At 70.0% G+C, this 12,905-nt stretch carries 11 protein-coding genes and 1 pseudogene; 5 read left to right on the top strand and 7 right to left on the bottom strand.

The window, feature by feature from the left end:
* The first annotated feature begins 2 nt into the window (after positions 1-2).
* Positions 3-860 (top strand): acyl-ACP desaturase, encoded by an 858-nt coding sequence (locus tag CJ179_RS07825; RefSeq protein WP_095861413.1) that lies wholly within the window; start codon positions 3-5, stop codon positions 858-860.
* Between the two features lie 61 nt (positions 861-921).
* Here CJ179_RS07825 and CJ179_RS07820 read toward each other — a convergent pair whose 3' ends face one another.
* Complete coding sequence (locus CJ179_RS07820; RefSeq protein ID WP_072940668.1) at positions 922-2,325, bottom strand: class II fumarate hydratase; 1,404 nt, start codon at positions 2,323-2,325, stop codon at positions 922-924.
* Between the two features lie 97 nt (positions 2,326-2,422).
* Entirely contained in the window at positions 2,423-3,463 is a 1,041-nt protein-coding gene (gene glpX, locus CJ179_RS07815; RefSeq protein ID WP_072940665.1) for a class II fructose-bisphosphatase, read from the bottom strand.
* A 189-nt stretch (positions 3,464-3,652) separates the two neighbouring features.
* Here glpX and CJ179_RS07810 point away from each other — a divergent pair, with 189 nt between their 5' ends.
* A complete protein-coding gene (locus tag CJ179_RS07810) occupies positions 3,653-4,222 on the top strand; it encodes a DUF4245 domain-containing protein (protein WP_009479114.1) in 570 nt (189 codons plus the stop codon).
* A 9-nt stretch (positions 4,223-4,231) separates the two neighbouring features.
* Here the strand turns inward: CJ179_RS07810 and CJ179_RS07805 are convergent, their stop codons facing one another.
* The 3 genes from CJ179_RS07805 to CJ179_RS07795 are packed head-to-tail and all read right to left on the bottom strand — an operon-like array spanning position 4,232 to position 6,352.
* Positions 4,232-4,462 (bottom strand): exodeoxyribonuclease VII small subunit, encoded by a 231-nt coding sequence (locus tag CJ179_RS07805; protein WP_015889667.1) that lies wholly within the window; start codon positions 4,460-4,462, stop codon positions 4,232-4,234.
* Positions 4,463-4,466: 4 nt separating this feature from the next.
* A complete protein-coding gene (gene xseA, locus CJ179_RS07800; RefSeq protein WP_095861121.1) occupies positions 4,467-5,723 on the bottom strand; it encodes an exodeoxyribonuclease VII large subunit in 1,257 nt (418 codons plus the stop codon).
* Entirely contained in the window at positions 5,720-6,352 is a 633-nt protein-coding gene (locus CJ179_RS07795) for a lipid droplet-associated protein (protein WP_072940660.1), read from the bottom strand. The genes xseA and CJ179_RS07795 overlap by 4 nt, the downstream gene beginning before the upstream one ends.
* Positions 6,353-6,494: 142 nt before the next feature.
* Between CJ179_RS07795 and CJ179_RS07790 the strand changes: the two genes are divergently transcribed.
* Positions 6,495-7,505 (top strand): 4-hydroxy-3-methylbut-2-enyl diphosphate reductase, encoded by a 1,011-nt coding sequence (locus CJ179_RS07790; protein WP_072940657.1) that lies wholly within the window; start codon positions 6,495-6,497, stop codon positions 7,503-7,505.
* Positions 7,506-7,524: 19 nt separating this feature from the next.
* Here CJ179_RS07790 and CJ179_RS07785 read toward each other — a convergent pair whose 3' ends face one another.
* Together CJ179_RS07785 and CJ179_RS53760 are read right to left on the bottom strand one after the other, a co-directional pair.
* On the bottom strand, positions 7,525-8,385 hold the full coding sequence (locus CJ179_RS07785; protein ID WP_179377542.1) for a DUF6542 domain-containing protein: 861 nt from the start codon (positions 8,383-8,385) through the stop codon (positions 7,525-7,527).
* Positions 8,386-8,411: 26 nt separating this feature from the next.
* Positions 8,412-8,570: pseudogene (locus tag CJ179_RS53760) on the bottom strand (DNA recombination protein RmuC); the annotation flags it as partial.
* A 167-nt stretch (positions 8,571-8,737) separates the two neighbouring features.
* On the opposite strand from CJ179_RS53760, the gene CJ179_RS07775 reads away from it, so the two are divergent.
* The gene (locus tag CJ179_RS07775) at positions 8,738-9,922 is read left to right on the top strand and encodes an exonuclease SbcCD subunit D (RefSeq protein ID WP_095861119.1); all 1,185 of its coding nucleotides are present in this window, start codon (positions 8,738-8,740) and stop codon (positions 9,920-9,922) included.
* A complete protein-coding gene (locus CJ179_RS07770; RefSeq protein ID WP_095861118.1) occupies positions 9,919-12,900 on the top strand; it encodes an AAA family ATPase in 2,982 nt (993 codons plus the stop codon). Before CJ179_RS07775 ends, CJ179_RS07770 begins: the two co-directional genes overlap by 4 nt.
* Positions 12,901-12,905: the final 5 nt, after the last annotated feature.

Raw genomic sequence — 12,905 nt, 5'->3', positions numbered from 1 at the left:
GGATGCCGATTGAAAAAAACGACTCGCAGCTGCTCAGTGAGCTGGCCCCGGTGGTGGACGAAAACCTCACACGTCACATCGCCGAGGCGGACGGCTGGCAGCCGCACGATCTGGTTCCGTGGGACCAGGGCAAGAACTTCGCGTTCATGGGTGGAACGGATTGGTCGGCAGATCAGTCGACCCTGAGCGACGTCGAGGCACTCGCGCTGACGGTGGGCGTGCTGGTGGCCGACAACGTGCCCGCATACCACCGTGAGATCGCCAAGCACCTGGCCCTGGTGGGCCCGTGGTGGCGCTGGGTCGGCCGCTGGACCGCGGAGGAGAACCGGCACTCCATCGTGCTCCGGAACTACCTGATGGTGACGCGCGCCGTCGATCCCGTCGCCCTCGAGCGCGCCCGGATGGACGAGATGGTCCGCGGTTACGCGATGCCGCCGATGCATCTGATCGAGATGCTCGCGAACTCTGCATTCGAGGAGAAGGCCGCGGCCGTGCGTCATCACAACACGGCCGCGCTCGGTGAGGACCCGCTGGTAGCCGTGATTGCCGAGCGGCTGGCCTCGGACGACGAACTGCAGTCGCTGTTCTACCGGAACGTCGTCGAGGCGGCGTTCGAGCTGGTGCCCGACCAGACGATGCGCGCCATCGCCTCGCGGATCGTCGCGTTCGACGTGCCGAGCGTGGCATTGCCCGGCGGAACCGACAGCACCGCGGTGCTCGCGGAGGCCGGCATCTACGACCCCGCCCAGCAGGGGGAGAAGGTGTTCGCCCCGCTGCTCCGCTCGTGGAACATCGCCGGACGCACCGACCTCGGCACCGAGGGCGAGAAGGCCCGCGACGAGCTGTCCGCGCTGCTGTAGGACTTCGACGCGAGAGGGCCCGCACTCGGTTCGAGTGCGGGCCCTCTCGCGTCGGCCGGGGTCAGTCCTTCACCTTTGCCATCGCCAGCACGTCGAGACGCTTGTCGAGTTCTTCCTCGGTCAGCTTGTCGCCGATCAGACCGCGGTCGACGACGGTCTCGCGGATGGTCTTCTTCTCCTTCAGCGCCTGTTTGGCGACGGCCGCGGCCTCCTCGTACCCGATCGCGGAATTCAGCGGCGTCACGATGGACGGCGACGACTCCGCGAGGGTCTTGAGGTGCTCGGTGTTCGCGACGAGCCCCACGACGCACCGGTCGGCGAACAGTCGCGACACGTTGGACAGCAACGTCAGCGATTCGAGCAGGTTCCGCGCCATCATCGGGATGTACACGTTGAGTTCGAAGGCGCCCGCCGCACCGCCCCAGGCGACCGCGGCGTCGTTGCCGACCACCTGTGCGGCAACCTGGGTGGCGGCCTCCGGGAGAACCGGGTTGACCTTGCCGGGCATGATCGAACTGCCGGGCTGCAGGTCGGGGAGACGGATCTCGCCGAGACCGGTGAGCGGACCCGACCCCATCCAGCGGATGTCGTTGGCGATCTTGGTCAGGGACACCGCGATCGTGCGCAGCGCGCCGGAAGCCTCCACCAGTCCGTCACGCGCGGCCTGCGCCTCGAAGCTGTTCTTCGCCGGGGTGAGGGCGTCGACGCCCGTCGCCTTGACCAGTTCGGCGACGACCTTCGGTCCGAATCCGTCGGGGGCGTTGAGTCCCGTCCCGACTGCGGTGCCGCCGATGGGCAGCTCACCGAGCCGCGGAAGGCAGGCCACCACCCGCTCCATCCCGGCCTCCATCTGACGGGCGTACCCGCCGAACTCCTGACCGAGGGTCACCGGGACGGCGTCCATGAGGTGGGTGCGGCCCGACTTCACGACGGTCTTCCACTCGGTGGACTTGTCAAGCAGGGCGAGGCGCAGGTGGTCGAGGGCGGGCAGCAGGTCCTTCACCGCCGACTCGGTTGCCGCGACGTGCGTCGCGGTGGGGAAGGTGTCGTTGGACGACTGCGACATGTTGACGTCGTCGTTGGGGTGGACGACCACACCGTTCGCCGCGGCGATCGACGCGATCACCTCGTTGGCGTTCATGTTGGAACTGGTGCCCGAACCGGTCTGGAAGACGTCGATGGGGAACTGGTCGTCGTGCTTGCCCTCGGCGATCTCGCCTGCCGCGGCGATGATGGCATCCGCCTTCTCGGCGTCGAGGAGCCCGAGATCCTTGTTGACCTGCGCACAGGCTGCCTTCAGCAGACCCATCGCGCGTATCTGGGTGCGCTCGAGACCTCGACCGCTGATCGGGAAGTTCTCGACGGCGCGCTGAGTTTGCGCGCGCCACAGCGCATCCACGGGCACCCGCACCTCGCCCATGGTGTCGTGTTCGATCCGGTACTGCTGCTCGTTGCTCTCGGTCATGCGTCAAACATGCCACTTTCGAGCGCGTCGTGGGGGTGCTCCCCGTGCGCCTTTCCGGTTGCTGCTGCTACCGGAAAGGCGCACGAGGCCGAAGGTCCTAGAACGTCGGCGGGATGGCGCCGTCCTCGCCCGTGAAGTCCACGGACGAGTACTCGCGCAGCTTCTCCAGACGGTGGTACGCGTCGATCATGCGGACGGTGCCCGACTTCGACCGCATCACGATCGACTGCGTCGAAGCGCCGCCACCGTAGTAGCGGACACCGCGGAGAAGGTCGCCGTCCGTGACGCCGGTGGCGCAGAAGAAGACGTTCTCACCGGACACGAGATCTTCGGTGGTCAGCACGCGATCCAGGTCGTGGCCTGCGTCGATGGCCTTCTGCCGCTCGGCGTCGTCCGTCGGGGCCAGCCGGCCCTGCAGCGAACCACCCATACAGCGCATGGCGGCGGCGGCGATGATGCCCTCCGGGGTTCCACCGGTGCCGATCAGGATGTCGGTGCCCGAGTCCGGACGCGCGGCGGCGATCGCACCCGCGACGTCACCGTCGGAGATGAGGCGAATGCGGGCGCCGGTGTCCCGGACCTCCTGGATGAGTCCGGCGTGCCGGGGACGGTCGAGGATGCAGACCGTCACGTCGGAGGTGGACGCCTTGCGGACCTTCGCGACACGCTTGATGTTCTCGGCGACGGGCGCAGTGATGTCGATGACATCGGCGGCGTCGGGACCGACGGCGATCTTCTCCATGTAGAACACCGCGGACGGGTCGAACATCGCGCCGCGCTCGGCGACCGCGAGGACGGCGATCGCGTTGGGCATGCCCTTCGCCATCAGGGTGGTGCCGTCGACCGGGTCGACGGCGAAGTCGCACTCGGGTCCGTCGCCGTTGCCGACTTCCTCGCCGTTGAACAGCATCGGGGCTTCGTCCTTCTCGCCCTCGCCGATGACGACGACGCCGCGCATCGAGACCGAGCTCACGAGCTGGCGCATGGCGTCGACGGCGGCGCCGTCGCCACCCTCCTTGTCGCCACGGCCGACCCAGCGACCGGCAGCCATCGCACCAGCCTCGGTGACTCGGACCAATTCCAGAGCAAGATTTCGGTCCGGGGCCTCGCGGCGACTCGAAGTGGTGCTAGCCGTCATGGGCAGTGCCTCCTGGTGCAGTCACGGTCGACGTTGTACGTCGACGCTGTGTCGGTGGCCGTCGGCCGCCGAGTGTCGGGTGGATCTCGCTGCTGATTCTCCCAGAAAGATGTGTGACGTGCGCTGCTGGGGCGCGAATCAGGGGACCGAGAATCGTTGTTCCGGGACCGACCCTGGATACTGGTGGGCGTGGCATCTGATAAACCCCGCATCCTGCACAACAACCGCGACATGGTGTGGTCGCTCGTACCCCTTGTCCTGTTCTGTGTGCTGATCGCGGGTATCGCCAGCCAGTGCACGTTCAGCCCGGGCGGACCCACGAGCGGCCCGATTCCCAGCTTCGACGTGGACGCGGCGCTGAAGTACGACGCGCAGGACCTGCCGTTCCCGGTCCGCAAGCCGGAGACGCCGGAGGGCTGGACGCCCAACTCGGGCAGCCGCAGCATCGTCAGCGGTGACGGCGGCGGCGATTCGAGCACCGTCGGATTCATCACCGAGGCCGGCCGCTACATCCAGCTGACGCAGAGCAACGCCGTCGAGACGGTGCTCGTGCCGTTCGTCGCGGGTGGTCCGCGGACGGCGACGGGCACCGAGGACGTCGCCGGTCACAGCTGGATCGTGTACGGCGGGGAGGGTGTCGAACCGATCTGGGTGTCCGATTTCGGCGACGTCCGGCTCCTCGTCACGGGCAGTGCGTCACCCGAGGCGTTCGAGCAGCTCACCACCGCGGCGGCCGACGCCCCGATCCTCGCCGCCTGACGACGAGTGTCAGCCCTCGTCCTCGGCGTGGGCGAGGGCAGTCTCGACGCGCTTGCGGGCGCCCGCGAGGTGCTCCTCGCAGCGTTTGGCCAGCGCCTCGCCGCGCTCCCACAGCGCGAGTGACGCGTCGAGGTCGAGGCCGCCCTGTTCGAGCACCTTGACCACGTCGACGAGCTCGTCGCGCGCCGCCTCGTAACCGAGCTCCGCGATGTCGGTGTCGTTTCCGGTGGGGTTGCTCATGTTCCTACTTGTCCTTTCCCATCACCGCGGCGCGGACTGCGCCGTCGGCGACTCGAACGCGAATCTGGGTTCCCGGCGGGGCGTCGTCGACCGAACGCAGGACCTCCGGGTCGCCGTCCGGCACGATCCGCTGGACCACGGAGTAGCCGCGGGCCAGGGTCGCGGCGGGCCCGAGGGTCGTCAGCCTTGCCCGGAGGTGCTCGATCGTGGTGCTCTCCGCGGCGATCGCCCGGCTGATGTCGCGTCGCCCGGCCTCCCGCAGCCGCTCGACCTCGTCCGACCGGTGGTCGAGTGCGCGCAACGGGTCCGCGAGGACCGGCCTGCTGCGCAGCTGGGAGATCAGATGCGACTCGCGCTGCACCCAGTTGCGCAGGGCGGCCGCGCTCCGCGACCGCAGTTCGCCGACGAGTGCCTGCTCGGCGACGGCGTCCGGCACCACCCGCTTGGCGGCGTCCGTCGGTGTCGCGGCCCGCAGGTCGGCGACGTGGTCGCTGAGCGGACTGTCCGGTTCGTGGCCGATGGCACTGACCACCGGGGTGCGGCACGCGACGATCGCCCGGCACAGCGTCTCGTCGGAGAACGGCAGCAGATCCTCCACGCTGCCGCCGCCGCGCGCGAGGATGATGACGTCGACGTGCGGGTCGGCGTCCAATTCCTTCAACGCGTCGAGGATCTGCGGCACCGCGGTCGCGCCCTGCACCGGAGTGTTGCGCACCTCGAAGCGCACGGCGGGCCAGCGGCGTTCCGCCACGCTGAGGACGTCGTGCTCGGCGGCGCTCGCACGACCGGTGATCAACCCGATGGTGCCGGGCAGGAACGGCAGCGGACGCTTCAGCCGAGGGTCGAACAGGCCCTCGGCGGCCAGCAGCGCGCGCAACCGCTCGATCCGGGCCAGGAGTTCACCGATCCCGATCGCGCGGATCTCCGTGACCCGCAACGAGACCGATCCGCGGCCCGTGTAGAACGACAACTTGCCGAACATCACCACCCGGCTGCCCTCGGTGAGCGGGACGGGGGAGTTCTGCAGCAACTGCGGGGAGCAGGTCACCGACAGCGACATGTCGACGGACGGGTCGCGCAGCACCAGAAACGCCGTCCGGGTGCCCGGACGGGCGTTGATCTGGGTGATCTGTCCCTCAACCCAGACACTCCCGAGCCGGTCGATCCACTGTGCGACCTTGGCCGACACGGTGCGGACCGGCCACGGCTGTTCGGCGGTACTCGGTCCGGTACTGGTTGCGCGGGGCTGTGCGGAGGTCACTTGGCCTTGGCGGTGGTGATGCGGTTGGTCAGCATGGTCTGGAACGGCGCGCGGGCCAGGGTCGCGTTCTCGTAGTCCAGCAGCGCGGTGAGGTCCTCGACGGACAGGTTGCGCAGACGTGCCCGCAACTGGGCCAGGGTCAGGGTGCCGTAGTCGAGGACCACGGCGATCTCGGGTTCGGCCACGGCAGGCCGGGCGGCGGCGGGCTTCTTGCTCGCCGTCTTCGTGGTGGCGGCGCCGTTGGTGGCGGCGGGTGCCGCCCTCGGGGCCGAGACCTTCTCGGGTGCGCTCTCGTCCTGCGGGCTCAGCGAGTACAGCGCGAACCGGCCCGGTCCGGCAGACCGCTCCTCGGCGGCGCCGTCGACGCCGGGCGCCGGATCGGTGTCCTCGTCGAAGACGGCCCAGGCGGGCTGCTCGTCGTCGTGGGTCCAGTTGATGAGTGCGAAGGCCTGGTCGCCCTTGATGGCCAGTGCCGTCATGGACTGCTGAACGCGCATCGTGGTCTGCAGCACCTGACTGACCGCGGTCATGGGCAGGGTCGCCGCGGTGGTCGGCAGTTTCCTGGCCTCTTCGACGGCCGTCACGGCGATTCCGGCGGCGACACGCGCCACGAACGGGGGACGAATCATTCCCACAGCCTGCCTGACAACGGCACGTTTGGGTAGCCGACGTGCCCACAGCGTCGACGACTTCGGTGCGACGATGCGCACACTACCCCGCCGAGGCCCCGCGAAAGTGTCGTCCGTCCGGGGTGACCCGTAGTCTGGAACCATGTCTTCGGCTGTTCCACTCAATGTGGGTATCACACGTTCGGCAGATTCGGGAGCGTCGCGTGCCGACGGCGGGAAGCGCGTACTGCTCGCGGAGCCCCGCGGCTACTGCGCCGGCGTGGACCGCGCCGTCGAAACGGTGGAGAAGGCGCTCGAGAAGCACGGCGCCCCCATCTACGTGCGCAAGGAGATCGTCCACAACCGCCACGTCGTCGAGACGCTGAGCGACCAGGGGGTGGTCTTCGTCGACGAGACCGACGAGGTTCCCGAAGGTGCGCTGCTCGTGTTCTCCGCGCACGGCGTGTCTCCCGCGGTCCACGAATCGGCCGCCGCACGCAATCTGCGCACCATCGACGCCACGTGCCCGCTGGTCACGAAGGTCCACCAGGAAGCCAAGCGTTTCGCCCGCGACGACTTCGACATCCTCCTCATCGGCCACGAGGGCCACGAGGAAGTGGAGGGCACGGCCGGCGAGGCCCCCGATCACGTGCAACTCGTGGACGGCCCCGATTCCGTCGACGCCGTGACGGTCCGCGACGAATCGAAGGTCATCTGGTTGTCGCAGACCACGTTGAGCGTCGACGAGACGATGCAGACGGTCGCCCGACTGCGGGAGCGTTTCCCGAGTCTGCAGGACCCGCCGAGCGACGACATCTGCTACGCCACCCAGAACCGTCAGGTGGCGGTCAAGGCGATGGCCCCCGAATGTGATCTCGTCATCGTCGTCGGATCCCGCAACTCCTCCAACTCGGTTCGCCTCGTCGAGGTCGCGCTGGGTGCGGGCGCGAAGGCGTCGTACCTGGTCGACTACGCCCGCGAAGTGGATCCGGCCTGGCTCGACGGTGTCCGGACGGTGGGGATCACGTCGGGCGCGTCCGTGCCGGAAATCCTGGTGCGGGGTGTGATCGATCTGCTCGACGAGCACGGATTCCACGACGTCCAGCCGGTCACCACGGCCAACGAGACGCTGGTCTTCGCACTGCCGCGCGAGCTTCGCGCCGCGCGGACCTGATCGGCCCGCTGTCGCCGCTCTAGCGGGGCTGCTCCGACTCGAACGGCGGCTCGTACCGGTCGCGGTAGCGCACCTGCGGAATGGGGTGGGCAGGCACGTCATTGTCGGGCCGCGGCCGCGGTGTGGTCCGCGGCGGGACCGATCGCGGTGCCTGCGTGGTCCGCGGCGGTGCCGACCGGGGCGCCTGCGCTGCCCGGTCGACCATCGGTGGTGGAGGCGCTGTGCGCCCGCCCGACGAGGACGAGCGGCGGGGCGGCGGTGTGGCTGCCCGTCGCGACGACCGTGGGTGCTCCCGTGCGGCGTCCCTCGAGGTGTCCCTGTCCCTGTCCCGCGCCCGACGCGGCGGCGGGGACTGCTCCGACCCTTCGGCTGCGCGCCGGGGACGGGCGGTGCGGGGCGCCCGCTGCGCACGGCGCCGCTCCGAGGTCCGCGCAGGACCGGTCGTGCGCTGCTGCAGCAGGAAGAGGCGGAGCCCACCGATCAGCAGCGTCACCACGGTGGCGGCGAGCATCACCGGAAATCGGTTGACCAACGGATACGCGACGTTGATCGCCAGGTCTTTCAGTGCGGTGCTGTTCTCCTCCGCGATCAGGCTCTGCCCGAGCGGCACCGCGACGAACAGGATCAGCGGCGGCTGGACGATCGCGGTGAACAGGGCCCGGTTGCCGGCAGCCGCCACGGCGAGGACACAGCCGAGGAAGTAGAAGGTGGAGAACGCCGCCGTGAGTTCGGTGCCACGAGCCGCATCGACAGCGAATCCGACAAAGCTGACTCCGACGGCCAGGAGAATGACACCCCACCAGGGGAGACCGGGGACCGTAGGGACAATCGACCGCCTGTCGAGCGGCACCCCAGAGCGAGCACGTTGGGTTGCAGACACACAACGACAGTAGCGGCAACTTGTTGACTAGCTCCGTTGGCGTGACCGGTGGAGCCCGAGAGATCCCCGAGATTTGTGCGTCGCGGCCACGAATCGACGGCGCTGACCTCGGTGACGTCGCCGTCGAACACGTCGAGGTCGTGGAGCTTGCGGGCGGTGACTGTGACCCGGGACTCCATCCACGCCCGGGCGGCGGCGCGCCGAACCGCGGCCGGCGCCGGCAGCATTCCGAGTGCAGCGAGTGCATTCGTGTGGCTCATGGTGCACCCGCCCACCGACACGTCGAATCGCTCGGACGCCACGCGGCCGAGGTGTTCGAGGTTGTCGGCACCGTGCTCTACGGTCTCGGGACATGAGGATCCTGCACACTTCGGACTGGCACATCGGACGCACGTTCCACGGGGTGGACCTGCTCACCGACCAGGCCCGTGTGCTCGACGCGATCGCCGCTCTCGTCGCCGAGCACGGTGTGGACGTCGTCGTCGTTCCCGGAGACGTGTACGACCGGTCGATCCCCAGCGCGGACGCCGTCACCGTGTGCAATCGCGGATTCGAAGCCATCCGGGACGCGGGCGCGGTCATCGTCGCCACGTCCGGCAACCACGATTCCGCAGCACGGCTCGGCGCGGGTGCCGCGTTCTCCCGGGCGGGCGGGCTGCACCTCATGACGACGGTCGCCGGGATCGGCGCGCCCGTCGTGCTCGAGGACGCGCACGGACCCGTCGCGTTCTACGGCATTCCCTATCTCGAGCCCGAGATCACCCGCGCCCAACTCGACGTGCCGTCCGCCCGGTCACACGCCGAGATCCTCGACGCCGCGATGGGCCGTGTCCACACCGACCTCGATGCGCGCCGCGAGAACGCACCGCGTACCCGATCGGTGGTGCTGGCCCACGCGTTCGTGGTGGGGGCGGAGGCCACCGGGTCGGAACGGTCCATTTCCGTCGGCGGCGTCGAAACGGTGTCGGCTTCGGCTTTCGGCGGGGTCGACTACGTCGCGCTCGGCCACCTCCACTCGCCGCAGACCCTCACCGAGAACATCCGCTACTCGGGTTCGCCGCTGCCGTACTCGTTCGGTGAACGCACCCACGGCAAGGCCGTCTTCCTGGTGGACCTCGACGCCGACGGACTGCACTCCGTCGAGCGGGTCGATCTGCCGGTGGTCCGCGGTCTGAAGCAGCTGACCGGGACGGTGCAGCAGTTGCTCGAGGACGACGCGTTCCGCGACGCCGAGGACTGCTACGTGTCGGCGGTGCTCACCGACCCGGAACGTCCGGTCGACGCCATGCGCTCACTCCAGACCCGGTTCCCGTTCGCCGTCCACCTCGAGTGGCAACGCCCGGACGGCGCCGACGATCTGCGGTACCGCGACAAGGTGCACGGGCGCAGTGATCTGCAGATCACCCGCAGCTTCCTCACCGATTTGCGCAGCGAACCGACGACGGGCGAGATCCGGCTCGTGGAGGCCGCTCTCGGTTACGCCGACCGGACCGGCGAGGACACCGCCGAGGTCGTCGCGCTGGAACAGACGGCATGAGGCTGCATCGACTCGAGGTCGAAGCCTTCGGGCCGTTCGCCGGATCTGTGGAAGTCGACTTCGATCGGCTCGGTGCGGACGGGCTGTTTCTGCTGCACGGTCATACCGGGGCCGGCAAGACGACGGTCCTCGACGCGGTGGCGTTCGCGCTCTACGGCACCGTGCCCGGGGCGCGGAAGGACGGCAAGCGCCTCCTGTCCGACCACGCGCCCGCCGGATCCGTTCCGACGGTGACGCTCGAGGCGACGATCGCCGGCCGGCATCTGCGGCTCGTCCGCAGCCCGGAGTTCGAGCGGCCCAAGCGTCGCGGGTCGGGGACGATCAAGGAAAACGCGAAGGCCACGCTGACGTGGCTCGACGGTCACGGCGAGAACCTGTCCCGGATCCCCGACATCGCCGACGAGGTCGGGCGGCTGATGGGGATGAGCGCCGACCAGTTCTTCCAGGTGGTGCTGCTGCCGCAGGGCGAGTTCGCGAAGTTCCTGCGCGCCGACACCGAGGAGCGCGGTCAGCTGCTGGAGCGGCTGTTCGACACCACCCGATTCGAGACGGTGGAGGAGTGGTTCCTCGACCGCAGGCGCACCAGCGCCCACGAACTCGACGAGCACCAGCGGGCCGTCGACGTGCTGCTCGCGAGGGTCGCGACCGCTGCCGGGATCGAGGGCGGCGCCGACGCCGATCCGGTGACCTGGGCCCACAAGCTCGAGGACGAGGCGCGCGAAACCCGCGACCTGGCAGCGGACGACCTGCAGAAGGCCAAGAGCCGGGCGAAGGTTGCCCGTGACGCGCTCACCGAGGCGCGCCGTGTCCTCGAACTGCAGAACCGCCGGCGGCGAGCCGAGACGGAACTCGACACCCACGCAGCGGGTGCCGACCAGCGGGCCGAACTCGTCGCCGAACTGGCGGATGCGCGCCGGGCAGAACCGGTCGCGACGGTGGCGCGAGACGCCGACGCCGCCCGGGCCAAGGCCGCGGCCGCAGCGCGGAACGTCGGGGCGATCACCGACGGACTGCGCGCGACGGTGGGCGGCGCCGACCTCGTTGCGGAGTTGTCCTGGCCGCCGACCGCAGACGAACGCGAACACATCCGGGCCGGTATCCGCACCTGGCGTGACGAGATCGTGCGCCTCGACGGGGCACTCGCCGAATCCGTTGCCGCCGAACGCCTCGCCGTCGAGGTGGAGCAATTGCGCGCCCGGCAGGCCGAACTCACCGAGACCGGTGCCGCGCTGTCGCGGGAGCGGGACCAACTGCCACTCGCCCTGCGGGAAGCAGAGAAGGCTCTCGACTCGGCGGAGAAGGCCCGCGCCGCGCTGCCCGGCCTGGTCGACACCCGGGACCGGGCAGCCGACGCAGCCTCCGCGGCGGCGGATCTCCGCACCCGCCGCGTCGAGCGGGATCGCCTCGAGGGCGCGGCGCTCGAGGCCCGGGAGCAGCACCAGGACGCGCGCGAACACTGGCTCGACCTGCTGCAACGCCGGATCGCGGGCATGGCCGCCGAACTGGCGGGCACGCTCGAAGACGGTGTCGCGTGCCAGGTGTGCGGTTCACCCGAGCATCCGCAGCCCGCCGAACCGTCCGAGCTGTCGGTCACGAAGGCCGACGAGGACAAGGCACGCGCGGCGGAGCAGAAGGCCGCGGCGGCGTTGACGACCGCGACCGAGAAACTGGGCGCCGCCGAACGCGCGATCGACGTGCTCGTGCAGCGCGGCGGCGACGGCGACGCGGACGAACTCGCGCAAGCACTCTCGGCCGCGGAGACGGCGGTGGGGGAGGCGACTGCGCTCGGCAACCAGGTGGCGCACCGGTCCGCGTCTCTCGCCGAACTGCGGGACCGCGAGAGCCGGCTGCAGGAACGGTCGCGGGACGTCGGAGCCGACGCCGCCACGGTGGCCGAGCGGATCGCCGCGAGCAGGACCCAGCTCGGGGAGATCCGGGCCCGGGTGAGTCAGGCGGCGGGCGACGACCCGAGCGTCGAGGACCGGCGCGCCCGACTCGACGCCCTCGCCGATGCGGCATCGGAACTGCTGGACGCGCGGGACGCCGGCGCCGGAGCAGAGTCCGCGGCCCGTGAACTCGCGGCCAAGGCCGGCGCGTTCGCCGGGGACGCCGGTTTCGGCAGTATCGACGACGCCGTGGCCGCGGTCCGGCCGGCCGCCCGCTGGGGTGAGATCGAGGCCGCCCTGACGGCGGCGCGGGATGCCGAGGTCGGGGCGCGCCGCGTCCTCGACGACCCCGAGGTCGCCGCTGTCGCCGACGCGGAACCCGTGGAATTGGCGGCCGTCCAGCAGGCTCACGACGCGGCGGCGGAGGTCGTGGACGTCGCCGTCGCTGCGGCGTCCGACGCCGAGCGCCGACTGCTCGATCTGGAACGGTACGTCGCTCAGCTCGACAAGACCGCCGAGACGATTGCCCCGATGCAGGCCGCGCACGAGGAACTCGCCGCGCTCGCCGAGGTGATCGCGGGCCGTGGCCAGAACGCCAGGAAGATGTCGCTGCGGTCGTATGTGCTGGCGGCCCGGCTGGAAGAGGTCGCGGTGTCGGCGTCCGCGCGACTCGGCCGGATGTCGGCCGGGCGCTACGAATTCGTCCACAGCGACGAGGCCGGTCCGCGAGGCCGTCGCGGCGGCCTGGGACTGGACATCCGCGACGACTACACCGGGGTGGTGCGGTCGGCCAAGACCCTGTCCGGCGGTGAGTCGTTCCTGGCGTCGCTGTCGCTGGCGCTCGGTCTCGCCGATGTGGTGGCGGCCGAGTCGGGTGGCGTCGTGCTCGACACGATGTTCATCGACGAGGGATTCGGCACCCTCGACGCTGACACCCTCGACTCGGTGATGGGCGTCCTCGACGAGCTGCGTGACGGCGGCCGGGTGGTGGGCATCGTCAGTCACGTCGACGAGCTGCGTCAGCGAATCCCGAGCAGGCTGCACGTGATCCGCGGACGCACCGGCTCCGCCGTGGAGATGGTGGCTGGCTAACCGCC

It is taken from the genome of Rhodococcus sp. ACS1 (assembly GCF_002300155.1).
Classification (GTDB): domain Bacteria; phylum Actinomycetota; class Actinomycetes; order Mycobacteriales; family Mycobacteriaceae; genus Rhodococcus_F; species Rhodococcus_F koreensis.
The sequence above is the reverse complement of the archived record's forward strand: the minus strand, read 5'-3'. Positions and strand labels throughout refer to the sequence as shown.